Below are 26042 nucleotides of genomic sequence, written 5' to 3'. Positions count from 1 at the left end.
TAAGAGATTGTATTTAATAAGTTTTGCAGTAGTCCGATATTTAAATGTATTTCTACTATTACAAAAAAGAAACTTTACCAATAGATTATACAGATATATGGATTTTAAATTAAAATTATGAAATTAGTACAAAATACTTTAATAGTAACAGTAAGTCTTTTAGTATTATCTTGTAAGACATATAACCGAGATACTTTTTACACTAGAGGAGTTGATAGAATGACTGATAGTTTTGAATCCTTAATGGCAGAAAACAGCAACATTGTTTTAGGAAGTCCTTTTAATAATCCTGACATATTGTGGAACAGTTTAAAAACAAAAATATATAACTATGTTGAAAATAACGGAGGTAGCTCTGTTGCGCCATCACCTTCTCAAAATACAATTTGGAGGCCAGATTGGACAAAAGTTCGCCAAGTTTTGAGAGGAGAAGTAGCAATAAGTGATTTAGGATGTAATTAAAAAATTCATTATGAAAAAAAATATTATTATTTTAAAAAAGATCTTTATCGTAGCCGGTCTTTCAAGTATCTTGCTAATAATTTTAGATTTACTATTCAAAATCAGTATTCAAAATACGAATGGCATATATTTAGCTAGTGCAACTTTAATGTTTATTTTATTTTTAACATCTCTTTATCTATTCTTCATTTTATCAGATATTCAAAAAAACAAATTTATTTATTTGAGTTGGTTAAATTTTATTTTACAAATTCTATCTCTTACATTTTTTATTTATTGGGGAATAATAGAATCTGATGCTTTGGCTTTTTTATATCCTGCCTATTTTGCAATTGCAACAATCTTTAATTTAATAGTTATGTCAATTATCTATATAATCAAAAAAACAGGAGGTAAATATTTTTACAAAGACTGGTTGTACTTTTTAGGATTAATTGCATTATTTGTATTCTATATAGTTATAATGAGACAAATTAAATCTTAAACAATAACGAAAAGCGGTTTTAAACTTGTTTACAACCGCTTTTCTTATTAACATAAGTTTAAAGATTTATCAACTTGCGCTTATCCAAACAAGTACCAGCTTGAATTATGAAAACAAACTTTTGGGTGCTGGCTATTCGGGACATGCTGATCTAATTAAGAACGGATATGTAATTGGAGGCGCAAATACATCTCCCAACGGCGGAGTGAAATCAATAAGAATTTGGGTTTTAAATTAAATACAACGCATTATGACATTAACAAAAAGAACAATTCTATTCATCGCCATTTCATGTACTCCTTTCATTTATTGTCAGGAGACTGAAAAGGTGGAAAAAATTAAAATTGGAAAGTATAAATATGAAGCCTACTATAAAAATTTTAATCATTACGAAGTAAATGAAAAAGGATATTCCCTTTTTTTCAAAAAAGGAAACACAGAACAATCTATCTGCGCCTGTATTTATTATAAGGATAATAGCATATTGAGTTTAGGTCATATGATAGTTGATAAAGAAAAAGGTCTAATTACCTGTATGGTAAAAACAATAGTTAAGAGAGTCGATTTCGTATCAGACTCCATAAAATATGTCAAAAAGCAAAATAAGCAAGGATTTTTTGAGCCCATTTTGACTGTCGAATATACAAACGGAAAAGAAAAAATCCTTTTTAAAAAATAAATACTTCTTATTCTAGACCTTTTTCCCTCTTGAAAAAGCAGGTTATTGGTTAAAAGCATTTCCAGTAACGTACTGACAATGAAGTGTAAATTAGCACTACCAATTACCTCATCCTACAATAGCTAACAAAAAAACCCATCGTAAAGATGGGTTTTTAGCTTTCATCACATATTCTTTAAACTACCAGATTTTAACTCTATTTTCAGGAGCAATATACATCCCGTCATTAGACTGGATATCAAAAGCCTTGTAGAAAGCATCAACATTTTGTAACGGCACATAAGCACGATACATTCCTGGAGAATGCGGGTCCGTTTTTACTTGATTTTTAATTGCTTCATCACGTGATTTTGTACGCCATACAGTAGCCCAAGAAATAAACAAACGTTGTTCAGGTGTCATACCATCAATTAAACCTGGACTAGGATTGTCTTTTAAGTACAATTGTAAACCATCATAAGCTGCATTTATACCACCTAAGTCACCAATGTTTTCTCCTAAAGTAAATTTACCGTCTACAAAAGTCCCTGGCAAAGGCTCTAACTTGCTATATTGATCAGCAAGAGCAGTTGTCAAAGCGCTAAATTGTTTTGAGTCATCAGCAGTCCACCAGTCAACCAAGTTTCCGTCAGCATTGTATCTTGAACCTGAATCGTCAAAACCATGCGATATTTCGTGACCGATAACAGCTCCAATTCCACCGTAATTTACAGCCTCATCAGCTTGGTAATTGTAAAACGGAGGTTGTAAAATAGCTGCTGGAAATACAATTTCATTGTAAGCAGGATTGTAGTATGCATTTACAGTTTGAGGCGACATTCCCCATTTCTCTTTATCAACCGGTTTATTCAACTCAGCTAAATTCTCTTGAAAACGCCATTTTGATAAGTTTTTAACATTGTCAAAATAAGTCCCACCTTCTTCTGGACTTACTATTGTAAGAGCTGAATAGTCTTTCCATTTGTCAGGATATCCAATTTTTACTCTTGATTTATGCAGTTTTGCAACAGCACTTACTTTAGTCTCTGCTGACATCCAAGCCAAATTATTGATTCGGTTTTCAAAAGCTAGAAATATGTTTTTTATCATTTTCGCCGCTTTTTCTTTGGCTTCAGCCGGAAATTTTTTCTCTACATATAATTTCCCTAAAGCTTCCCCTATAGAACCATTAATGGTTTGAAGTGCATTCTCGTCTCTTGGTCTTTGTTTAGCAGCTCCAGTTAAAGTTTTACCATAGAATTCCCAGTTTGCATTTTCAATATCAGTTGATAATTGAGAGGAGGCTCTGTTTAACAAAGTCCATCGCATGTATGCTTTCCAATCATTAACTTTGTTTTCTTTAAAAATATCTTCTAAAGCAGTAAGGTATTTAGGTTGTGAAACAATTAGAGAATCAACATTAGCCAAACCAATTTTAGTAAAATAATTATCCCAATTAATAGAAGGAGTTAATTTTTGAAGGTCTTTAATAGTCATTGGGTTATATGACTTTCTTCTGTCTCTTCTCTCAACTCTATCAAATCTAGGCTTTGACATCGCTATTTCTAAAGCTAGAATTTTATCGGCGCTTACTTTAGCATCCGCTGGTTTTTCACCTAAGAACTGCAACATTTTAGCAACGTGCAAAACATACTTTTCTCTTTTTTCTTTAGAGTCAGCATCTTCTGACAAATAATAATCCCTGTCAGGTAAACCTACGCTCCCTAAACCAACATTTATTACATTTCTATTACTGTTTTTAGCATCTATACCAACGCCTGCTCCAAAAAACCCTATCCCACCTACAGGCTCCATTTCGATTAAAAATGCCTCTAAATCTTTAGTGTTTTTAATTGCATTTATCTTTTTTAAATACGGTTTTAAAGGAGCTATTCCAGCTTTGTTTCTACCTACAGTATCTAAAATGGATTTGTATAAATTGATTGCTTTTCCTTGATCGGTATTGGACTTATAAACTGGATTCAAAGAGGCTTCTTTTAAAATAGCCAAAGCATCATTATCTGTACGCTGACGCAATTCGTTGAAACTTCCCCAAGAATTTCTATCGCTAGGTATTTGTGTGTTTTCTAACCAGGTTCCGTTTACATATCGAAAGAAATCATTACTTGCTTTTACATTTGTATCCATGTATTTAACATTGATACCCGGTTCTTTCGCGGCCGGTACATTTTGAGCTTGACTTACAGTAAGTCCCATAATTGCAGGAATCACAAAAAGAAGCTGCTTATTGACGGTTTTTTTCATTTTTATTGTTTCTTGGTTATCCTGACAAATCTAATTAATAATGCATTTGAATATGTTAATATTATCTAAAAATTAAAGTCCTCAAAACTAGACTACTTAATTAATATTCGAATAAAACAAAAAAATCCCAAGCTTTCACTTGAGATTTTTTTCAACTTAATTTATCTGTTACCAGATTTTAACTCTTTTTTCCGGTTCGATATACATACCGTCTCCTTTTTGAATTCCAAATGCCTTATAAAAAGCATCGACATTTTGTGAAGGAACGTAAGCTCTGTACATCCCTGGAGAATGTGGATCTGTTTTTACTTGGTTTTTTATGGCTTCATCACGCGATTTTGTACGCCATACAGTAGCCCAAGAGATAAAGAATCTTTGTTCAGCAGTATAACCATCAATAAGTCCCGGATTTCCCTTTTCCTTTAAAAACAATTGTAAGCCATCATAAGCAGCATTTATTCCGCCTAAATCCCCTATGTTTTCCCCTAAAGTGAATTTACCGTCAACATGTACACCAGGCAATGGCTCTAAAGCACTATATTGATCAGATAAAGCAGTTCCTAAAGCAGTAAATTGTTTTAAATCTTCAGCTGTCCACCAGTCCACTAAATTCCCGTCGGCATTGTATCTAGCTCCAGAATCATCAAAACCATGTGAAATTTCATGTCCAATAACCGCCCCTATACCACCGTAATTCACCGCCTCATCAGCTTGATAGTTATAGAAGGGAGCTTGAAGTATGGCTGCCGGAAAAACGATTTCATTATAAGAAGGGTTATAATAAGCATTTACAGTTTGTGGTGACATATACCATTCTGTTTTATCAACTGCCTTGTATAATTTTTCAATATCTTTTTGAAAACTCCATCTTGACAAATTTTTCATATTTTCAAAATAAGTCCCCCCATTAGCAATGTCACTAATCTCTAACGTCGAATAATCTTTCCATTTGTCAGGGTATCCTATTTTGATAGTGATTTTATTCAGTTTTTCTATGGCCTTCGTTTTAGTGTCAGCAGACATCCATGTCAAATTATTGATACGGTTTTGATACGCAAGAATAATATTCTTTATCATTTTCTCTGCTTTTAATTTAGCTTCAGCAGGAAACATTTTTTCAACATATAATTTCCCTAAAGCCTCACCTATGGTATTGTTAACCATTTGTAATGCTTTGTCTTCACGAGGTCTTTGTTTTATCGCTCCGGTTAATGTCTTACCGTAAAAATCAAAATTAGCTGCTTCTATAGTAGTGGTTAACATTGAAGTGGATTTATTTAGCAAAGTCCATTTCATGTATTCTTTCCACGCTTCCACTTTGTTTTCAGCAAGAATGGTTTGTAATTTCTTCATATATCTCGGCTGAGAAACAATTACAGTGTCTAATTTCGTGAAACCAAGACCTGTAAAATACTCATTCCAGTTAATGGCAGGAGTCATCGATTGCAATTCAGCAATAGTCATAGGATTGTATTGTAATCTACCGTCTCTACGCTCTACTCTATCCAACCTTGGTTGTGACAATTCAATTTCTAAAGCCAAAACCAGGTCAGCACTTTCCTTTGCTTTCTCTGGAGATTCCCCTATAAACTGCAACATTCTTGCTATATGCGCACGGTATTTTTCTCTTTTTTCTTTAGTGTCCTTTTCATCCGAAGAGTAATAATCGTTATCAGGCAATCCTAATCGACCTACTCCCAAATTAAGAGAATTCTTAGTGCTGTTTTTATCATCAGCTCCAACTCCTATTCCTATAAAACCAATTCCGCCGACAGGTTCCATTTCGATCATTAATTTTTGCAAATCAGTAGCACTTCTTACTGCGTCAATTTTTGCTAAATAAGGCAATAACGGAATGATTCCTTGTTTGTCTCTAGCAACAGTATCTAATATCGATTTGTAAAGATTTACCGCTTTTCCTTGATCCGTGTTCGATTTGTATTTTGTGTTTTTAGACGCAAGTTTCAGTATCTCTAATGCGTCTTTATCTGTTTTTTTAAGCAACTCGTTAAAACTTCCCCAGGTAGTCCTGTCACTCGGAATTTCGGTTTTATCAAGCCAGGCCCCATTTACAAATCGAAAGAAATCATCAGCAGGTTTTACAGTATTATCAAAATAGGAAGTATTAATTCCAGGTACTTTATTAGCCGGCACAGCCTGTGCTTGTGCTTCCGCGAATCCAATTATTGCAGGAATCGCATAAAGAAGCTGTTTATTAAGCTTTATTTTCATTTTATTAATGTGTTTGGTTAGTATTACAAAGCTATCGATAAATTAAGTTATAATCTAATGGGCTTCAAATAATAATTAGATCAATGGGAAAAGGGGCATTTTTTTGTATTTTTGCAAAAATATTTTTTATGAAGTCTGTTATTTATAAGTACTGGAAATTTATTGGCGTGTTTGTTGTGTTTTCAACCATTACCCTTTACTTATTTTATACGGCGCTCAAACCAGCTAAAATGCTTCCCATTTATAATCCGGCTGATGTTAATCCAGAATTGGTTGACAGTACGGTGCAATACATTAGTAAATACCACACTATCGCCGATTTTTCTTTTGTTAACCAAAATGGTAAAACGATCACTCAAAAAGATTATGAAGGCAAAATTTACGTTGCCGATTTTTTCTTCACAACTTGTGGGTCTATCTGTCCTAAGATGACTACAAATCTAGCCGACATTCAAAAAGCGACTTTAAATAATCCTAAGGTAATGCTGCTTTCCCATACCGTTTTCCCAGAAACCGATAGTGTTCCTGTGTTGAAAACCTATGCTTTAAAACATGGTGTTATTGATAGCAAATGGAACTTGGTTACCGGCGACAAAAAAGAAATTTACACTATGGCAAGAAAATCGTATTTGGCAGTGAAACTAGGAAAGCCAAGTGAACTCTACGATATGGTACATACTGAAAATTTCGTTTTGGTGGATTCTAAAAAAAGAGTCCGTGGGTTTTATGACGGAACTAATAAAGAAGAGATGAAAAAATTAATTGAAGACATTAACTTTTTGTCAAAGGAATAACACAATACAGATACAATTGCGTTCCTTCATTTTTACAAAAATGACAATTATCATTTATTTTACTATTATAATATGTACTTTTGCAATCTTAATTCAATCTAAATAAGACTTGCGAACAACGATAAATTCACTTAAAAAAGGCGAAAAAGCCATTATCAAAGATTTTGATATTGATATCGTTCCATTAAAACTACTCGAAATGGGTTGTTTGCCTGGGAATCAAGTCGAATTGCTTCAAATCGCCCCTTTTGGTGATCCTCTCTATTTGAATGTAAATGGTTCACACCTTGCTATTCGTGTAGAAACTGCCTGTGAAATTGAAGTTGAACTAATCAAAAGCAATCTATAATAAGCATGCAAAACATCAACGTCGCTCTAATAGGGAACCCAAACGTAGGTAAAACTTCTGTTTTTAATCAGTTAACAGGTCTTAACCAGCAAGTAGGGAATTACCCAGGTATTACGGTTGAAAAAAAGATGGGTTTTTGCAAATTACCCAATAATGTCAAAGCCAATATCCTAGACTTACCAGGGACTTACAGCCTTAATGCAAGCTCGATTGATGAAAACGTAGTGATTGAATTACTGTTAAACAAAAACGATAAATTATATCCAGACGTAGCCCTTGTGGTTACCGATGTGGAAAATTTAAAGAGAAACTTACTTCTTTTTACCCAGATAAAAGACTTGGAAATTCCAACGATATTAGTCATAAATATGGCTGACAGAATGGAATACAAAGGAATTTCACTAGACATTCCCTATCTTGAAGAGCACTTAAAAACCAAGATTGCCCTTATCAGTTCCAGAAAAGGTTTTGGTATCGAAGAATTGAAAAACCTTATTGTTACTTACAAGACCATATCAACCGAACCCTGCTTGAATGCCTCAAGCATTGATCCTGATTATTTCAATAATTTGCGCAAAGCATTTCCAAATCAGTTATTGTATAAACTTTGGCTGGTGATTACCCAGGATGTAAATTTCCTGAACTTGGAACGAAAAGAAATCCACAGTTCTTTCACCAAATCACATTCAGATTTAAAAAGATTACAACAAAAAGAAACAATAAAAAGATATCAGTTCATCAATGATGTTCTAAAAGTGGGACTTAAGGTAAACACAGCTGTTGCTAAAGATTTTCGCTCTAAACTGGATCGCGTGTTGACACATAAAGTGGGAGGTTATGTGATATTCTTTGCCATATTGTTTGTTATTTTCCAATCCATTTTTGAATGGTCCAAAATTCCAATGGACTTTATAGACACCACTTTTGCTTCTTTAAGCACACTGGCAAATGATTCCCTTCCGGCAGGAGTGTTAACTAATTTGATTTCGCAGGGAATCATCCCGGGAATAGGCGGAATACTAATATTTATTCCCCAGATAGCCTTCTTGTTTTTATTTATTTCGATATTGGAAGAAAGTGGTTATATGAGCCGAGTAGTGTTTTTGATGGATAAAATAATGCGCAAATTTGGTTTATCAGGTAAAAGTGTGGTGCCCTTAATTTCCGGAACAGCCTGTGCCATTCCTGCAATTATGGCTACCCGTAATATCGAAAACTGGAAAGAAAGATTAATTACAATTCTGGTTACTCCATTTACTACTTGCTCAGCAAGACTACCCGTTTACGCCATTATTATTGGACTTGTAATTCCTGACAATCGTGTTTTGGGGATACTAAATCTCCAAGGATTAACCCTGATGCTACTGTACCTTTTGGGTTTTGGAATGGCAATTTTCTCAGCCTATATATTGAATAAAATATTAAAAATAAAAGGGAAAACCTTCTTTGTGGTAGAAATGCCAAATTACAAATTGCCTATGTTCAAAAATGTGGCAATTAATGTAATTGAAAAAACAAAAGCCTTTATTACCGGAGCCGGAAAAATCATTTTGGCCATATCAATTGTTTTGTGGTTTATGGCTTCTTATGGTCCTGGAGAAAATTTTAAAAATGCTGAACAAATACAGCTGTCTAAAATAGAGAATGCTAACCTTCCTAAAAATGAATTACACAGTAAAATAGCCTCTTTTAAACTGGAGAATTCATATATAGGGATAATGGGTAAAGCCATAGAGCCTGCTATTTCTCCACTAGGATATGACTGGAAGATAGGAATTGCCATCATCAGCTCATTTGCGGCAAGAGAGGTTTTTGTGGGTACATTAGCCACTATTTACAGTGTAGGTGGCAGCGATAACGACGACACGATCAAGAATAAAATGGCGGCAGAGATCAATCCTGAAACAGGAAAAAAAATATTCAACTTTGCCTCTGGAATATCTTTATTGTTATTCTATGCTTTTGCGTTACAATGTGCCAGTACGCTAGCCATTACCAAAAAAGAAACCAATACCTGGAAATGGCCTTTGGGACAACTTATTTTTATGACTGGATTTGCCTATGCAACAGCGCTGATTGCTTATCAATTATTAAAATAAAACAATATGATTCAAGAACTAGTTGCTTTTATCGCTTTGGGAATTGCAGTAGCTTTCTTGTTCCGGAAATTCTTTCTCAAAAAGAAGAAGTCGGACAAAGATTGTGGTGATGGTGATTGCGGTTGTCATTAATCTATTCGATTAAAGCTAAATAGCTTTAATCTTCGGGAACTATTCTCTTTATTTCTCCTCTGTTTCCGATTTTATAGAATTCTAAAATCGGATTAAAGTTTTCTTAAAACACAAAAAAAGCGTTGTTTATTTAATACTAATTGACTTAAATTAACTAAATTTACATAGCATTATTCGGTCTTTTTAATCTAATTATCAGTTGTTTGTGTTTTGTTTCACATTAAAAACAGCATTCAACTTGCACTTGAACAATAATGTCTTTGAACCATAATTTCAATTTCGAACCTGCACTGGAAAATGGAATTTTTTTAACTATTATAAAATTCGATCCTAAAGATTAGATAATTATAATTTTTACAAAACTGAGAATTTATCTCTTTTTATGCTTTTATAGAAAGCCAAATCTAAAATTAGTCATAAATACCCCAACTTTATATTATCATTTATTTTCTTATTCGAATATATACTTTGCCTATTTATATTAATCAATAATAAAAAGGCTTATTTAAAACATTCAATATTAATATGTTGCAATTGATTTCCTATTATTTAAGAACCAATACAACTTATAATGAAAAAGTTAACCTTAATACTGTTTTTACTGAACCTAAGTTTCCTTTTTGCACAAAAGGAAATTTCCGGTTATGTATTTGATAACGCTGGAGTAGGTTTTTCAGGCGTAAATGTTACCGAAAAAGGGACTAGCAATAGCGTTTCTACTGAACTCAATGGTGCCTATAAAATAAAGGTTAGTGAAGGTGCAATTTTAGTCTTTAGTTATTTGGGATTCTCCAAGTTAGAATACGAAACAAATGAAACAACCCTAAATGTATTTTTATCAGAAGAAGGCAGACAAAGTCTAAACGAGATCGTGATTACCGGAACCAGAGCTGTCCCAAGGAGTAATACCATTACTTCATTACCAATTGACGTACTAACATCTGAGGAACTGAAAGCTACAGGGCAAGCTACTTTTGATAAAGCACTACAATATAAAATCCCTTCTTTTAACACAGCACAAACTCCCGTTAACGATGCGACTTCATTACTTGATCCATATGAAATTAGAAACATGGGACCTAGCAGAACCTTAATTCTAATAAACGGAAAACGGAAAAACTTAAGCTCGTTGCTCTATGTTCAAACTTCTCCCGGTCAAGGAGAAACCGCAGCAGATATATCAGCAATACCGATGGATGCGATAGAAAGAATTGAAGTTTTACGCGATGGCGCTTCGGCACAATACGGATCGGATGCGATTGCTGGTGTCATAAACATTATATTAAAAAACAGAACAGATGAGGCATCAGTAACTAAAAGATTAGGGATTACCTCAGAAGGTGACGGGGAAATGTTTGGAGTAAGCTTTAACGATGGATCCACTGTAGGCAATAAAGGTTTTGTAAATTATACTATCGATGTATCTAAAGTTAACTTAGCCAATAGACCCGGAAGCGTGGATGCTGAAGGAGAATTTAATGATTTTATCAAAATAAACCCAAACACACCATCAAGCTATATAAATAACAACAATACATTGAACGGAATCGATATAACGGGGATGACACAAACCCAGATAAATTCTGTTTTTAATGATTACATAGGAACTTCAGATTATAATGCAAAATATGCAACTATAAACCAAGGGAATATAACGGGACGACAAACCATAGATGCCTTTCTAAAGGACAACCCCGAAGCGGGCAACATCAATGGGGCTCCGGAAACAGCCACGGCTAAATTTTTAGTAAACGGAGGAATAGATTTATCTGATGAAACCCAACTGTTTTATAACGCGGCTTATGTCTATAAAAAAGTAAACTCTTTTGCTAATTATAGAACTTCTTATTTCAGACCAATCAAGAATCCATTTGAAAACAGTAGCATCCCAAACTGGCGTAATTCAGCTGCATATCCAGATTATTTAAAAGATTTGTTTGGTGACGGAACTGCAGCTTCATACAAAGGCTATCAACCTACGTTTACAGGAGATTTGAATGATTACAATGCTACTCTTGGGTATAAATCAATTAAAAATGGATGGAATACGGAAACGAGTATAACCGTTGGGGGAAACTCACAGTCTTATACTGTTGAAAACAGCCAAAACAAATCCCAGATAAAAGACAGCAATGGATCGAATGTCTATCAGGAAAACAGTCCAATATCTTTCAAACCGGGAGGAGCTGCTTTTAACCACATCGTTGGGAATTTAGATATTTCAAAAATCTTATCTGATAAAGTAAGTATTGCTTTTGGGACTGAAGTTAGAAGTGAAACTTTCGAGGTTATCGAAGGAGATAAAGCTTCGTGGGATGGGGAAGGCGCAGATTCATTTTCAGGAAACAGACCTGAAGATTCAGGAAAATGGAACCGTTACAACATCGGGGGTTACTTTGATTTGGCTTATGATTTCAACAAGGATTTTTTAGTAAATGCAACGGTTCGATATGAGGATTATAGCGATTTTGGAGGAGCCGCAGTTTGGAAAATAAGTTCAAGATATAAATTCAATCAGGACAAAATAACACTGAGAGGATCAGTGTCCACTGGTTTTAGAGCCCCAACATTACACCAAATTTACACTCAAAAATCACAATTCTCCTTCGTTCCAGGTCAAGGAATCCAGATAGTGGGATTAATTAACAATATTTCTCTACAGGCACGTAAATTAGGAATTCCCAAATTAGACGCTGAAAAATCGACAAACATAACTGTAGGAATTGGAGCCAGCCCATTAAAAAAACTAGACTTAACGATCGATTACTATAACATAAAAGTAGAAGACCGAATCATTTTAGGAGACAGAGTCGATACTCAATTTGGAAGTGTGGCCTGGTTTGAAAATTCTTTTGATTCCAGAACTTCTGGCCTAGATATTGTATTGAATTACAATGAGTTAAAACTTGGTCAAGGAGAATTAGGAATTAACCTGTCTGGAAACATTACACTTGAAAACAAAAGAATTTCAGAAGTAGCCAGTAATAATTTCGGACCATCCTTAAATGCATTAATGTTTACTTCGAGGCCAAACACAAAATGGATATTGGGAACCAATTATTTAATTAAAAAATTTGATTTATCCCTAAACAACACATTATTCGGGAAAACAAAATTCAAACAAGAAGGTTTGGATCCAAATTTAAGAACCGAGTTTACCCCTAAAATAGTAACTGATATAGGGATTAATTACAACGCAACAAAAAAAATTACAATAGCATTTAATGTCAATAATATTTTAAACGTATTACCAGAATGGAAATTTAAAGCCGAAAATGAAATAGGAACAGCCATTTTAAATGATCCCAATCAAGTGAGATCTCAATTTAATCTAATTACATTCAATGGACGTTATTCACAAATGACCTATCAGGGATATCATTTCAGCCAATTAGGAACTTTATTTAATCTAGCATTGATTTATAAATTCTAATTGGAACTGAATAAAAACAAAGGCACTAGAGAACACCAAAAAAAATATCAGGTATGAAAACTAAAATCCGCATATTCTTTTTCGGAATATTTATCCTCTTCATAGGAGTGAATTTTATTTCAGCACAGGAGAAATCAGAGACTAAAGAATATGAACTAAAAGCCGATTTTCTAAATCGTTTTGTGGATTATGTGTATTGGAAAGATTACTCAAAAAAACAAACTTTTAAAATCGCTATTCTAGAAGACAGTCCTATTACATCGTCCTTAACCGCTTTGGCTAAAAACAAAAACATAGAAATAAAGGAATATAAAAACTTATCAGATCTACGGTTTTGCCACATCTTATTTGTGCCCTATAACACTTCAGTCTCATTAGAAACAATACTTTCAAAATATTCCGGAAAACCTATTTTAATTGTAACAGAACGTAATGGTTTCGGAAAAAAAGGAGCACATATGAATTTTGTGTATATAGATGATAAATTAAAATTTGAAGTGAATTTAAAAGCAATAAACAAAGCTGGTATAGGAGTTAGTTCCTTTTTACTGCAACATGCCATAATTGTACAATAGTCGCAACAAAATAGAAGTCTATCAAATTCCTAAAAGCTTAAAAAAAACCTGCAAATGATAAATATAAGAAACATATCAATAAAGAATAAACTGGTCCTTATGCAGGTATTTACATCTGCTTTAGTACTTGGGATTTGCATTACCGCTTTTGTGCTAATAGACATAAAAGGATTTAAAGACCGAAAAGCAATAAGCTCCATTGCTATCGCACAGGTAGTAGGTTTCAATTCTGTTTCAGCATTGGAGTTTCTTGATAATAGCGCCGCCGAAAAAATTCTATCGGAACTAACAGTACAAAATGATCTTTTAAACGCTACCATTTTAGACAAAAAAGGAAACGTGTTTGCAAGCTATACTAAACCAGGTTCCAACAAAAAATTTAAGTTTTCTAATCAAATAGAAGAAGATGAAAGTTTTCTATTTACAAAGGAAAATTTGTTTGTTTACAGTAACATTACAAAAGACGATGAAATTATAGGACAAGTTAGAATTCGTTTTGAATTATCAGAACTGAATAAAATAAAAATGGACGTTTTGAGTCTGGGAATTGTTTTATTGATAGTAGGAATTGCATTAGCGTTTCTTATTGCACTGTTCATCAAAAAGTATATTTCGAAACCATTGATGAACTTGGTAACGGTAATTCAAACAATAAAAGACACGGCTGATTATAAAATTAGAATGGTTGTTGAAGGTAAAGACGAAATCAGCATTCTTTCCGCAGGGCTAAATGATATGTTAGAGAACATTGAAAAAAGAGATAATGAAGTAGCGCAATCAAAAGTTCAATTGAGTGAACAAAACATTCTTTTACAATCAGTTATTCAGAATATGGGTGATGGATTAATTGTTGTAGATGAAAACAGAAAATTCATTCTATGGAATGCCGCAAGTGAAAAAATAATTGGATTGGGACCGCTGGAAATTGCAATAGACAAATGGGCAGAAACATACGGCTTCTTTTGGCCAGAAACTAAAACAGTTATAAACACAAATGAGCTTCCACTTGTAAAAGCTTTAAACGGGGAAGAAGTGGATAATATGGAAATATTCATTCAAAATTATAGAAAAACAGAAGGCCTTTTTGTGGTAGCAACAGCGCGACCTTTAAAAGATTTAACTGGAAAAATCACTGGAGGAGTATTAGTAATCCATGATATTACGGAACGAAAAACTTCAGAAACCGAGATTAAAACCCTTAATGAAGAATTAGAACAAAAAGTAACAGAACGTACAGCTCAATTAGCTCAAGCTATTGAAACGCTCCGTACAAGTGAGGAAAAATATCGTGAAATAGTAGAAAATGTGGGAGATGTAGTTCATACTTCAGATTATAAAGGCGTATTTACATATATCAATCCTGCTTGTAAAAAACTTACGGGTTTCACCCAAAAGGAACTTATTGGAAAACAAATATCAGAACTCGTTGCTCCAGAATGGAAGGAGAGGGTCGAAGAATTTTATTTAAGCCAGTTTAAAAATAAAATAGACGAAACGCTGTTTTCATTCCCGATAATAACCAAATCCCGAGAGCAAAAATGGATTGAACAAACGGTAATTCAATTAAGAGAAGGCAATAGAATTACGGGACATAAGTCGATTATGAGGGATATTACCGAACGTAAAGCAGCCGAACAGAAATTAAAAGAAAGCGAAGGTCAATTGCAAACCATATTTGAAGAAGCTCCAGATGCCTTGATTGTAATAAATGAAGAGAGAAGTATTATTAGATGGAATCCTAAAGCCGAAAAAATATTCGGTTGGTCAGTAGCAGAAGCTTTGGGAAAATCCATGCATGAATTAATTATCCCGATTCAACATCGAGAAAACCAAATTGAAGGAATCAAACATTTCCTGTCAACAGGTGAAGGTCCTATGATTAATAAAACTATTGAAATCACTGGACTAAACAAAAAAAATGTTGAGTTTGAAATTGAACTAACCGTCTCTGAGGCCACTATTTTGGGCAAGTATATCTTTATTTATTTTATAAAAGATATTTCATTAACTAAAAAAATGGAAAATGAGAAGAGAGAAGCTGATAAACTGGTGCGTCTTAACGAATTGAAATTAAAACTAATTCTTGAGAATATTGGAGAAGGGATTATAGTTACTGACAGCCAAAAAAGGATAGTTCTTTCGAATCGAATGGCAGAAGAAATCATTGGTATTAAGCAAGATTCTGAAGTTGCAGCAACCATAGATTGGTCAACAAAATACGATCTCTATTATCCTGATGAACGCACCGTTTTTCCCGCACAAAACCTCCCGTTAGAGAAAGCGTTAAAAGGAGAAACAACTGAGGATGTCGAAATAATAATTGAAGACAATGAAACCAAAGTGAAGAAACGGGTTGTTATTAGTGGCCGACCAATTGTAGATGAAAACAATTATGTGATCGCTGCAGTTTCAAACATAAAAGATATCACTTATTTCAAAAATCTGGAAGTCGCCCTGGAAGAAAGCGAAAAGAAATATAGAAATTTGATTGGTTTTAAAAAAGGATCCTAATTAATGTTCAACATCTTAAATTCGTCTTTTAAACACAGTTTGTCTGCCAACACTTCGTCTAGGCTTTAATTCGGGAACATTGACTTAAAACCATTAAAAAAGGGACTGCAATGCAGTCCTTTTTTAATGAAGTATCTTTTACTAAAACACAAATTCTAAAGTGGTGTAAAAATATCTTGGATCAGACGGGATAATCCCTGGACCGGGATAACCGGTTGCTCTTCTGGTGAAGTAACTTTTATCTGTTAAGTTATTGATCCCTGCTTCTAGTTTCCATTTTTTCCACTTGTAAGACATCGATAAATCGACAACGTAATAAGATGGGATTTGGCCAAATATTCCATAAACCCCGTCGTTAACATTTGTTGTATTATTTGAAGCATCTGTAAATTGACTTGACAAATAGGTAAACTGCAAACTCGTCATAAAGTTTTTATATCCTAATCCTGTTCCTGTTTTAATATTATAAAGCGGAACAAATTCCACCTTATTTCCCTTGATATTATTAACATCTGATTTTAAATATTGAGAATCCGTGAATGCTATATTCGAAAATAACTTCCATATAAAATCTTCCTTTTCCTGGAAAAATGTCCTTTGAATATTCCAATCCACCAATGCCTCAAAACCATAGGTTACTGCTGTACCAATATTTGAACGATAGCGCACAATTGCAGGAATCGCTTTTGGATACTCCCCTATTTTATCATCATAATACAAACCGTAAATACTGGCATCAAAAGTTAATTTATCTTCAATATTTCCTCTAATTCCAATATCAGAAGTATATCCTTTCTCATCTTTAATATTTTCATCGATGATATTACTCGGACTTACTGTACGTATGTCATTGAAAGTAACTGAACGGTAATTTTGAGAAATGTTACCGTAAATTTCGGTGTTTTTAAATGGCTTGTAGCTCATCCCTAGTCCGAATAAAAAGAAGTCCCGATTAACCGTTTTGTTTTCGAATTTTGTTTCGTCTAAAATCACTCCCGTTTGATTTGAAACTATGTTTCTATAATATCCATTGGCTTGCGTTCTAATATTCTCATAACGAAAACCCGGTGTAAGAGAGAAATTGTGCGTTAGCTTGAATATGTTTTCACCAAAAATGGCCACATTCAAATTCGGGAAACTAAAATCCGACTGGCTTTTATAATTTGGAAATTCATCGGTAGCCAAATTAAAATTAGCGTCCGATCCCGAACTTCCAGGACCTTGAATTCCGGAATTTTTGGATTGATAGTATTTGGTTCCAATTAAAAATGCGCTACTATTTTCTTTAATCGAATAGCGTTTTAAATAACGGGCTTCTGCTCCCCAATTGACAAAATCCCCAACAATCAAATCTCTTTCAGCACCAGGAACATCTTGCGTATTCACACGGTTTTCTCTGAAACCAACCGCTTTTCTGCTGGCGTCCAATCCAAATAATTGCAATGAAAAATCAGCATCGTGGTCGAATTTGTGTTTCAATTTTAATGCATATAAATTCCAGTTCACGCCAAACCAGTTTCGAGTACGATTGCTTTGTTTTGGGTTATCCAAAAACATAACATCCGTTAATCCGCCGGCTTGATGCGCTAAATAATTGAAATGGGTATAGTCAAAATGTACTGATGTTTTATCAGTGAATTGATAGTTTAAATTAGCAAAATAGTTTTTCGAATCAAACTCTGAATTGGGTCTAAAACCATCTCCTTGTTTATAGTTGTAAAAAGTGTAATAACTGAATTTATCCACCGTTCCACTTAAACTGGTGAAACTGGTAAACAAACCATAAGAACCTGCCGTTAACCTATTAGTAAACTCAATTTCTTTTTTGCTTGGACTCTTTAATTTAAAGTTAACCATTCCGCCAAATTGTGTTCCATACTGCAAAGATGCAGCACCACGAACGATTTGAATCTCTTCTAAAGCCTCGGTTGGAGTTGCATAATAACTCTCTGGATAACCCAGTACATCGGCACTGATATCATAACCATTCTGGCGTGTATTAAAATTGGCAGTACGGTTTGGATCTAAACCACGTCCACCAATACTCAACTGCAAACCACCATCGTTACTTTCATTAATAGTCAATCCCACTACCTGAGAATAGACTTGACGAGCATTATTAGTAGCTTTGTTTACGGTTAATTTTTCAATAGAGATTACTTCTGTTTTTTTTCCGGCATAAATAGCAGTTTCCTCTATATCTTTCAATCTTCTCAAAGCAAATATTTTCTCTTTTTGCTTTTTAATGACAACTTCAGAAAGTTCCACATTCATAGGAGACAAAACGATAGCAACATCATTCGCACCCTCTTTAACAGTGATTGTCTGTTCAGAATAAAAGTAGTTTTCAGCAAAAAAAACAAACTTATGACTTCCTGTGTTGACATTTTTAAACTCAAAGAAACCCTCCTTATTCGTAATTGTTTTTTGATTTGATGCATCGATAAAAACCTCTACTCCAGCTAGTTTTTTATTCTCAGTGTTTTTAACAATTCCAGAAACTTTATTTTGAGAAAATCCAGCTGCGGAAACCATTAAAAACAGAATACAACTAAAAGCCTTTAATTTCATCATTAAAAGGAAGAATCCAAGTTTTGTGTTTGAATGATTCATATTCTTGTATTAAATTTATTTTTGAATTGATATAAGGCTGGCTAAGTCGACCATTGAGTGCGACATAGCTTTCTACTCGAACTTCGGGATTAGTCACGCCTTGTTTTGAATAATAATCGTGTAAATAATGGGCATATTCCAATATAAAATCAGGCTGAAATGCCATTTGTTTTTCCTGAAAAGTGGTTAAAAACTGGCTATTATTAACCTGGAAAGAATTTTTAGTTTTTGAATCTGTAATGATAAAATTAGCATAACCGGCTTTCTCCATAAGCATTACTCGCCACGAAAATCGATAACCCTCTTCAGTCCAGAACAACTCTTGGGGATACAATAGATAACGAAAAGGGAATGCCAATTGAAACGCCATAAATGCCATCAGAAACGCCACTTTGGTTTTATACAATCCATTATAATTTTGAATTTTTGTTTTCCCGTTTTCAAAATACTCCGCGCTGAATTTTAATACAGATGCTATTTTCTTAAAAAAGAGAAGGTGTAGCGAACTATCAAAGAAAATCAGTGAACTGACGATCATAATATAGGGAAACATCCCAATAGGAAACAAAATCCTGGTAAGAATATGGAAAATCACGACTAGAACAAAAGCGAAAACTCGGGTTCTTCTATACAATAATAAAAATGGAATGGCTAAATCATAAAGTGCGCCAATCCAACTGAAGCTATAATGAGCCCAAGTTTTTTCCAAGATCGAACCTATCAATGGTAGATTTGCATTTCCGGGTAACCATATAGAAAGCGGCATAGCGTCTATCAGCCAGTCAGAATTTAGTTTTGCCAATCCCGCATAGAAATAGACTATTCCCAGCATTAGCTTTAAAATATCTAGATTCCAACTAGGGATTTTTTGAAAAACCAGGTTTTTGTTTTTAAAAGCATCTATGGAGAAGCTAGCATTAGCGGGTAAAAAAATCAACAAAAAGCTAATTATGGAAATAAAATAGTAATGATTGAGATAGGTCGTTTTGTCTAACAATTCAATGTACGTAAAACTAAAGAAGAAAACGATAATCGCCATTCGATATTTGTACCCTAAAGCAACAAAAAATGCGGATAATCCGCAGATGAAGAACAACAAATAAGTATAATTCCCTAGGGGTTTCACCCATTCGAAACCATAAAAAGTAAAATGGAATTTTGGGTCAATATAAAGTTTTTCAACCCATCCATAACTTATAAAACGGATGATACTCAAAACCATCATTAAACCAAACGCCAGCCTAAAAAAGGCTAGCGTTGCGGCTTCTGTGTATTTGTTTATATAGTTATTTAGATTGAAATTCATAATTAATCACCATCGTTATCTTGGTAGTCAATTACAACATTCAATGCAGGAATCATATCAATTTTAAAGCAGACAACGTTTTTTTGCAAAGCATCAAAAGCAGCAAGCATTTTAGTGTTGTCAGTTTGAATTTGTTGAGAGAAACTAGCGTTCAAAACACCAATAGAAGTAGATGCTTCAGCATACTTACTTAGAATCGTAGTGCTTAAACTTTCACCTGAACGTACTACGTTTAAATAATCCAAATAGGCTTTTAAACTTAATCCCGTAGTTGTGGAGTTAAAATGTTTTCCGTTAAAAAAGTCTTTAGAAGATTGAAGTCCAATTTCCAATAGTTCTTTTGAAATGTCATTTTTATAATATGCTTCTACATCTGAAGGTCTTGTAGTTGCTGAAAATTTTCCGGCTGGGAATCCTATTTTTACAGAACGAAGGTAATATTCATAATACTGTACAAAAAGATTGATTGTTTTGTTAGTTGAACTACTTACTCCTGTTCCATTGTTTAATACATACGCTGTACGGTAACCACCAGTTGTCCAGTCCGCAACGATTAAATCAGAAAATGATTTTATACGAGTACTTACCGCCATAAGATAACTTTTATATTTAGCTGCATTCGTATCAGTAGTATATTTTGCAAGAATTGAAGCGGTATCATTTCCCACACCAAATAATAAATAATCCAAGGCAGGAAAACCTTGCTCATCAAATTTTGTCAATAAATCCAATTGATTATCACCTGCAGCGATGTTAGCGTTAATGTCAGACACGCTAACTGGAAATGAATTATTATAGTAACGGAACATCAAGTCGTGTGCTTTTCCTACTTCAAAAGCAGCCACTTTTTGATACGCTTTATAAGCTTCCAACCAAGAAGCTCTAAGTGCTGTCAAATTAGCTTCAGTAGGTGTAGTCGTAAAAGTAGCTGAAGCTGTTGCTAAAGCACTTGTTTTAGACTGGTAGTTTTGAAAACTTGGAATGATGATATTATCAGCCCAATTTTCTAGCATTCCTTTTCTGTCGAAAGTGTCCGTATTGGAGCTTGAACTTTCGCCTGAACAGGCAAACAACATAGCCGCAATACCTAAAAATAAAATCACTTTTTTCATCTCTTCAAATTTTTTGCAAAGTTAACAAAAAAAGCAAGAGAATCGTGGTTCTCTTACTTTTCTAAATTGTATTAATTAACTGTTGCCGCTTGAGTAACAGTGAAACCAAATTTAGTGGCAATTTGAATCGAAATTGCATCACATTTAGCCGGTAAAGTATTTATATCCCACAATCCGTTTGTTCCGCTAGTAAGAGACGCTAACATCGTATCGACTTCTGATTTAGAAAAGTAAGGGTTGTTTGTACCTGGTTTGTTTGTATAACGCAATGACATTATAAAACCATAAGCTTCAGATAAAGCGTGAAAAGCTTTTGCCCCGCCATCAACAGTTAATTTCCCTTTACCTTCTTGAAGATAAAACACCGCTCTAACGGCAGGAATTAACGCGATTTTAGTTTTAATGATATTAATTTGTGCATCACGAGTAGCATAATCATTGGCAGTAATTGCGGCTCTACCTTTACGGAAAGCAAGATTAATATCGGCAGAAACCGTGTTGAAATCAACATCAGCATTTACTTGATTTATATAACTGCTCCAAAACTTATATACTGGTGTAGATGGTGTAGTGGTCAAATCATCTGCACCATAAATGTACCCGTAAGCTTCGTCCCAGTTGTGCTCCATTTCGGTATAGTTCTTTCCAGACACAAGTACCTTGTTTGTATTATCTGCTTTAGTAGTTACAGCATCCAACTTATTTACACTTAAGTAATTGTTTACGATTTGGTCCATAAAACAAGCACCCATCATACCTTTCAACAATACTTGTTGTGGCTCAAGACCGTTTGCAGCAAAAAGCCTTTTGCTTGTTCCGGAAGTGCTAACGTCTAAATAAAGACCCGCTACTCCAGCAGCAGCAGTTGCTCCTTGACTTGCGTTTTTAGCATCTACAAATGTAGCACTGAAAAGATTTCTAACCGCTTGTTGTTCTACTGAAGATCCCCCTCCTAGATTCAAACTAAAATAATCAGTTGAAGAAGCTGTTTTGTCAAACAATTGTTTTCCAGAAGCATTTAAATCTGAAGCAGAAAAAGGGCTTCCAGTATTTGAGTACATCGCAACCAATTTTGTGTCATTTACTCCAATTGTTGCGTTGACTTTTATATATTCTCCCATTGCGTCTAACATTAACAAACGACTTTTTTGACCTGAAAAATCAACAGAGGTTGTTGCATTACGATTAAATGAATATGCTGTTGGAACAGCTAATTCAGCTGGAGCATCGTCAGTGGAACAAGATGTGGCAGTTAAGGCTAGGACCGCCATTGAAGCTAAAAAAATATTTCTATATTGCATTGTTGTTTATTTAGATTGAATTAAAATAGTATTCGAGTGCAAATATAAAAACCAATTCTAGAATAACAAACGTTTATTTAGATTATTTATAAATAATAATCAAATTCATTGAAAGTGATTTCATCGACTTACTTACAACCACTTTATTTTCAACACATTGAACTCAGTAAACACAAAAACCACATTAATAAACAAATGTTCACTAATGCGGTTTTTATGGTATTTATTTTTTTTATCAGCAGAAAAGAGGACGATAAAAGCGATTTTAAATTATTTCAAATAACCAATTTTCAAGTAATAATCCTTTGGATTGATTGTACTTCCCTCTTTTGGATAAGGAAAAACAGTTATGTTTTTAACATTTTTTTTAGCAGCAGGCAAGTAATTAGAAACCCAAGTTGTATAATTCTGATTGTTATTGCCTGGAATTGTAATTGTATTGTCTTCAATTAATTTTCCATCCATATAAACAGAAACAACAATTGAAACCTCTCCTGCCCAAATACAAGTAACCTTTTCAGGACAACGGGAATCATTTACAACTTCTTTAAGCACTAATTGATATCCCTTTTTGCTGAGACATAGTTTTTGAGTGATCTTTTGATATTTAAGAGCTGAATTATCATCATTTTGAGCAAAAGTCAGAAGGCTAAATGTCAATAGAAACAGAACGAATATATTTTTCATTTTTAAATGGGGTTAGTTAAGTAATCTTTATTGATCATTATAAATACGGTTAAGTCCCTACGGGACAATATTGCATCTTGTAAAACATAGCTACCGTTATCAAACCCCTACCGGGGTAAATCCTAAAGAAGCTAAATATTGTTAGCAAAATAAAAATTGAAGTTGCAAACCAATATCTAAACCAAAAAAAGGTTGCTCCTTTAGGAGCTAAAAATCGGTAGCAATCTAATATAAGTCCCTGTAAAATGTCCCGTAGGGACTGTATCTATTGAGTTAAAAAACTTTTTATGTATATCACACAACAATGATAAAGATACTTAAGTTAGCTTTACAAATAGATTGCTCGCAATTTTATTCGAAATAGTCAAACTCTTACCGTCAACCTTGATTTTATAAGAAAGGTCAAAACTTTCCTTACCAATGATTTCAATTATGGAACCAAGCGCAATTTCCTGCTTATCCAAGTATTTCAAGAATTCAGAGGAAGTGTCTTTAACGCCAACACATATCCCTTTTTGATTTTCTGTTAATTCAGAAAGCAGTTGTTTTTCGATTTTTAATATCTGTCCGTCAGCATTTGGGATCGGGTCTCCGTGAGGATCTTCGGTAGGATTCCCAAGAAAGTCATCCAACTTATTTATCAGTTTTTCTGATTTTATGTGTTCTAATTGTTCCGCGATATCGTGCACCTCATCCCAGGAGAAATCTAGTTTTTCAACTAAAAAAACTTCCCAAAGACGGTGTTTCCTAACAATCATTTTGGCTGCTAAGCCTCCTTTATCCGTTAGAGATACGCCTTGGTATTTTTTATAGTTAACCAAATCTTTTTCAGCCAATTTTTTAAGCATATCTGTTACTGATGACGCTTTGGTATCCATCAATTCCGCAATGGAATTTGTACTTACATCAGCATTTGAAACTAATGCAAGATGGTATATGGCTTTGAGATAATTTTCTTCTGAGTGTGTCATTTTTATATTTTTAGCCCCGACAGCAGCGGCATCCCACGCTTTTTGGCGTGGATATAGCGGATGGCGGGAAAAAGCTCCTAAATAATATTATTGTTTTACAACCAACAAAGGTATTGAAATTTTATGGCGTAATTTATCGACTGTAGTTCCAAAAATCAAATCTCCAAACCCAGTATGACCGTGCGTTCCCATTACTAAAATATCGAAATTCCCTGCATTGACAATCTCCGGTATCACCTTATTTGGATTACCAAACCCTAATTTGGTTTCTACTTTAAATCCTTTTTCGGAAAGCATCTCTTTATATTCTTTCAATAATTTTTCATCAATCAAGGTTTCGTGGTCCTCAACATTTTCGCCATAAAGCATTGCTCCTACTGATTCCTCCACGTGGATTAAAGTATATACAGCTTCAATTCCTCCTAACTCAAAAGCATTGTTTAAGGCAACCTCATCAGCACTTGAAAAATCTAATGCTACGGCAATATTCTTTTTAGAACATATTACCCCTTTAGTAAACTGAAGTTTTAAACTGTGTGGAGAATGGTTTTGAATGTCTATTTTAGATTTTGAAACAAATGGTTTAAATACGATATACAGCAACAAAATCAAGAAACTAATCGCCAGAGGAACTACTGTTAACCATAATACTATTGGATTATCTGAAGTTTCTAACCACCCTGAAATTTCGTCTAAAACTAATTTTGCATTCAGCGTTACAATAACTAAAGCAACAATCCAAGAAGCGATTTTAGTCCATTTACCAATATGAAATCCTTTCATTTTTGATTTATCACTCACAAAATGAATCAGCGGAATAATCGCAAACCCAAGTTGTAAACTCAGAATCACCTGGCTTAGTATCAGTAATTTTCCTGTTACCCCTTCCCCAAAAATAGTAATCACAATAACGGCAGGAACAATTGCTATTAGTCGTGTGATTATTCTACGTACCCAAGGTTGGATTCTTAAATTAAGATATCCTTCCATAATTATTTGTCCGGCTAATGTTCCTGTTATAGTGGAACTTTGACCCGCTGCAATTAAAGCAACTGCAAATAAAACAGGTGCCCACTTCGTTCCTAAAAGCGGCTCTAAAAACTTATGTGCATCTTGAATTTCGGCAACATTATACATTCCGACTTTATAAAACGTAGCTGCGGCCAATATTAAAATGGCGGCATTTACAAAAAAGGCTAAGTTTAATGCAATGGTAGAATCGATGAAATTGTATTTTAAAGCCTGTTTTATTCCGGCAGGGCTTCTATCAATATTTCTGGTTTGTACCAATGAAGAGTGCAAGTATAAATTGTGTGGCATAACGGTTGCTCCAATGATTCCAATTGCAATATACAATGCAGCCTCATTAGGCATCGAAGGAATAAGACCATAGATTACTTTCCCCATTTCAGGTTGTGCAAAAATCATTTCGAATATAAAAGAAACACCAATAACCATTACCAAAGCAATGATAAAAGCTTCCATTTTTCGGATTCCTTTATTGATAAGAAACAACAATAAAAAAGTATCCAAAACGGTAATCATTACTCCTTCAATAAGCGGAATATCAAACAATAGATTGATACCAATGGCCATTCCTAAAACCTCGGCAAGGTCACAGGCGGCAATCGCAACCTCAGCAAGAAAATAGAGAATGTAATTAATAAAAGGAGAATACGTTTCTCGAGAGGCTTGGGCCAAATCACGTTGGGTAACAATTCCTAATCTCGCACTCAAACTTTGTAACAACAAAGCCATAATGTTACTCATCAATAAAACCCAAAGTAAAGAATACCCAAACTGGCTACCTCCAGCAATGTCAGTTGCCCAATTCCCCGGATCCATATATCCTACACTTATAAGATATGCAGGACCAAAAAAAGCAAGTATTTTCTTGAATACCGATTTTTTATTTTGTGTAGTGACTGATCCGTGAACTTCCTCTAACGATTTACCCATTTTATAACTATTTGAGGCAAATATAGATATGTTTTTTTGTTTTATGAAATATTATTTTTAGATTTGCCTAAATTTAAAGTTTATACCAATCTAAAACAT

The 26042-nt window shown here is 34.0% G+C and carries 19 protein-coding genes; 10 read left to right on the top strand and 9 right to left on the bottom strand.

Features of this window, described 5'->3' with window-relative positions:
* Positions 1–117 precede the first annotated feature (117 nt).
* From FLAK523_RS04405 to FLAK523_RS04395, 3 genes are all read left to right on the top strand, one after another.
* Positions 118–462 carry a hypothetical protein gene (locus FLAK523_RS04405; RefSeq protein ID WP_248906919.1) on the top strand — a complete coding sequence of 115 codons (345 nt, stop codon included), beginning with the start codon at positions 118–120 and terminating at the stop codon, positions 460–462.
* Positions 463–472: 10 nt separating this feature from the next.
* Positions 473–946, top strand: a complete 474-nt coding sequence (locus tag FLAK523_RS04400; protein ID WP_248906917.1) for a hypothetical protein — start codon at positions 473–475, stop codon at positions 944–946.
* Positions 947–1196: 250 nt separating this feature from the next.
* Positions 1197–1625, top strand: a complete 429-nt coding sequence (locus tag FLAK523_RS04395) for a hypothetical protein (protein ID WP_248906915.1) — start codon at positions 1197–1199, stop codon at positions 1623–1625.
* Positions 1626–1805: 180 nt separating this feature from the next.
* On the opposite strand, the gene FLAK523_RS04390 is transcribed toward FLAK523_RS04395, so the two are convergent.
* Positions 1806–3869: a M13 family metallopeptidase gene (locus FLAK523_RS04390; protein WP_248906913.1), complete on the bottom strand. Its 2064-nt coding sequence runs from the start codon at positions 3867–3869 to the stop codon at positions 1806–1808.
* A gap of 168 nt (positions 3870–4037) precedes the next feature.
* Positions 4038–6101: a M13 family metallopeptidase gene (locus FLAK523_RS04385; RefSeq protein ID WP_248906911.1), complete on the bottom strand. Its 2064-nt coding sequence runs from the start codon at positions 6099–6101 to the stop codon at positions 4038–4040.
* Positions 6102–6229: 128 nt separating this feature from the next.
* Here FLAK523_RS04385 and FLAK523_RS04380 point away from each other — a divergent pair, with 128 nt between their 5' ends.
* The 7 genes from FLAK523_RS04380 (at position 6230) to FLAK523_RS04350 (ending at position 15994) form a co-directional block, all read left to right on the top strand.
* On the top strand, positions 6230–6895 hold the full coding sequence (locus FLAK523_RS04380; RefSeq protein ID WP_248906909.1) for an SCO family protein: 666 nt from the start codon (positions 6230–6232) through the stop codon (positions 6893–6895).
* A gap of 109 nt (positions 6896–7004) precedes the next feature.
* A complete protein-coding gene (locus FLAK523_RS04375) occupies positions 7005–7244 on the top strand; it encodes a FeoA family protein (protein WP_248906908.1) in 240 nt (79 codons plus the stop codon).
* Positions 7244–9343, top strand: a complete 2100-nt coding sequence (gene feoB, locus FLAK523_RS04370) for a ferrous iron transport protein B (protein WP_248908049.1) — start codon at positions 7244–7246, stop codon at positions 9341–9343. Before FLAK523_RS04375 ends, feoB begins: the two co-directional genes overlap by 1 nt.
* Positions 9344–9349: 6 nt before the next feature.
* Positions 9350–9475, top strand: a complete 126-nt coding sequence (locus tag FLAK523_RS04365; protein ID WP_248906906.1) for a FeoB-associated Cys-rich membrane protein — start codon at positions 9350–9352, stop codon at positions 9473–9475.
* A gap of 571 nt (positions 9476–10046) precedes the next feature.
* Positions 10047–12908 carry a TonB-dependent receptor gene (locus FLAK523_RS04360; RefSeq protein WP_248906904.1) on the top strand — a complete coding sequence of 954 codons (2862 nt, stop codon included), beginning with the start codon at positions 10047–10049 and terminating at the stop codon, positions 12906–12908.
* 53 nt (positions 12909–12961) lie between these two features.
* Entirely contained in the window at positions 12962–13483 is a 522-nt protein-coding gene (locus FLAK523_RS04355; protein ID WP_248906902.1) for a YfiR family protein, read from the top strand.
* Positions 13484–13537: 54 nt separating this feature from the next.
* Positions 13538–15994, top strand: coding sequence for a PAS domain S-box protein (locus tag FLAK523_RS04350; RefSeq protein ID WP_248906900.1), 2457 nt, complete (start codon positions 13538–13540; stop codon positions 15992–15994).
* Positions 15995–16135: 141 nt separating this feature from the next.
* Here FLAK523_RS04350 and FLAK523_RS04345 read toward each other — a convergent pair whose 3' ends face one another.
* The 7 genes from FLAK523_RS04345 to FLAK523_RS04315 form a co-directional block, all read right to left on the bottom strand.
* A complete protein-coding gene (locus tag FLAK523_RS04345) occupies positions 16136–18607 on the bottom strand; it encodes a TonB-dependent receptor (protein ID WP_248906899.1) in 2472 nt (823 codons plus the stop codon).
* Positions 18546–19913: an HTTM domain-containing protein gene (locus FLAK523_RS04340; RefSeq protein ID WP_248906896.1), complete on the bottom strand. Its 1368-nt coding sequence runs from the start codon at positions 19911–19913 to the stop codon at positions 18546–18548. Before FLAK523_RS04340 ends, FLAK523_RS04345 begins: the two co-directional genes overlap by 62 nt.
* A 2-nt stretch (positions 19914–19915) precedes the next feature.
* Positions 19916–21025 (bottom strand): imelysin family protein, encoded by a 1110-nt coding sequence (locus FLAK523_RS04335; protein ID WP_248906895.1) that lies wholly within the window; start codon positions 21023–21025, stop codon positions 19916–19918.
* Positions 21026–21096: 71 nt separating this feature from the next.
* Positions 21097–22326: a DUF4856 domain-containing protein gene (locus tag FLAK523_RS04330; protein WP_248906893.1), complete on the bottom strand. Its 1230-nt coding sequence runs from the start codon at positions 22324–22326 to the stop codon at positions 21097–21099.
* 270 nt (positions 22327–22596) lie between these two features.
* A complete protein-coding gene (locus tag FLAK523_RS04325; protein WP_248906891.1) occupies positions 22597–23013 on the bottom strand; it encodes a hypothetical protein in 417 nt (138 codons plus the stop codon).
* A 317-nt stretch (positions 23014–23330) separates the two neighbouring features.
* On the bottom strand, positions 23331–23984 hold the full coding sequence (locus FLAK523_RS04320) for a metal-dependent transcriptional regulator (protein ID WP_248906889.1): 654 nt from the start codon (positions 23982–23984) through the stop codon (positions 23331–23333).
* Positions 23985–24071: 87 nt separating this feature from the next.
* Positions 24072–25943, bottom strand: coding sequence for an Nramp family divalent metal transporter (locus FLAK523_RS04315; RefSeq protein ID WP_248906887.1), 1872 nt, complete (start codon positions 25941–25943; stop codon positions 24072–24074).
* Positions 25944–26042 lie beyond the last annotated feature (99 nt).

This window comes from Flavobacterium sp. K5-23 (genome assembly GCF_023278045.1).
Lineage (GTDB): Bacteria > Bacteroidota > Bacteroidia > Flavobacteriales > Flavobacteriaceae > Flavobacterium.
This window is presented reverse-complemented; position numbering and strand designations above follow the sequence as displayed.

Bases quoted from the DNA above. Each gene is read 5' to 3' on its own strand.
- FLAK523_RS04405 (WP_248906919.1), top strand. From the start codon at position 118: ATGAAATTAGTACAAAATACTTTAATAGTAACAGTAAGTCTTTTAGTA.
- FLAK523_RS04400 (WP_248906917.1), top strand. From the start codon at position 473: ATGAAAAAAAATATTATTATTTTAAAAAAGATCTTTATCGTAGCCGGT.
- FLAK523_RS04395 (WP_248906915.1), top strand. From the start codon at position 1,197: ATGACATTAACAAAAAGAACAATTCTATTCATCGCCATTTCATGTACT.
- FLAK523_RS04390 (WP_248906913.1), bottom strand. From the start codon at position 3,869: ATGAAAAAAACCGTCAATAAGCAGCTTCTTTTTGTGATTCCTGCAATT.
- FLAK523_RS04385 (WP_248906911.1), bottom strand. From the start codon at position 6,101: ATGAAAATAAAGCTTAATAAACAGCTTCTTTATGCGATTCCTGCAATA.
- FLAK523_RS04380 (WP_248906909.1), top strand. From the start codon at position 6,230: ATGAAGTCTGTTATTTATAAGTACTGGAAATTTATTGGCGTGTTTGTT.
- FLAK523_RS04365 (WP_248906906.1), top strand. From the start codon at position 9,350: ATGATTCAAGAACTAGTTGCTTTTATCGCTTTGGGAATTGCAGTAGCT.
- FLAK523_RS04360 (WP_248906904.1), top strand. From the start codon at position 10,047: ATGAAAAAGTTAACCTTAATACTGTTTTTACTGAACCTAAGTTTCCTT.
- FLAK523_RS04355 (WP_248906902.1), top strand. From the start codon at position 12,962: ATGAAAACTAAAATCCGCATATTCTTTTTCGGAATATTTATCCTCTTC.
- FLAK523_RS04350 (WP_248906900.1), top strand. From the start codon at position 13,538: ATGATAAATATAAGAAACATATCAATAAAGAATAAACTGGTCCTTATG.
- FLAK523_RS04345 (WP_248906899.1), bottom strand. From the start codon at position 18,607: ATGAATCATTCAAACACAAAACTTGGATTCTTCCTTTTAATGATGAAA.
- FLAK523_RS04340 (WP_248906896.1), bottom strand. From the start codon at position 19,913: ATGAATTTCAATCTAAATAACTATATAAACAAATACACAGAAGCCGCA.
- FLAK523_RS04335 (WP_248906895.1), bottom strand. From the start codon at position 21,025: ATGAAAAAAGTGATTTTATTTTTAGGTATTGCGGCTATGTTGTTTGCC.
- FLAK523_RS04330 (WP_248906893.1), bottom strand. From the start codon at position 22,326: ATGCAATATAGAAATATTTTTTTAGCTTCAATGGCGGTCCTAGCCTTA.
- FLAK523_RS04325 (WP_248906891.1), bottom strand. From the start codon at position 23,013: ATGAAAAATATATTCGTTCTGTTTCTATTGACATTTAGCCTTCTGACT.
- FLAK523_RS04320 (WP_248906889.1), bottom strand. From the start codon at position 23,984: ATGACACACTCAGAAGAAAATTATCTCAAAGCCATATACCATCTTGCA.
- FLAK523_RS04315 (WP_248906887.1), bottom strand. From the start codon at position 25,943: ATGGGTAAATCGTTAGAGGAAGTTCACGGATCAGTCACTACACAAAAT.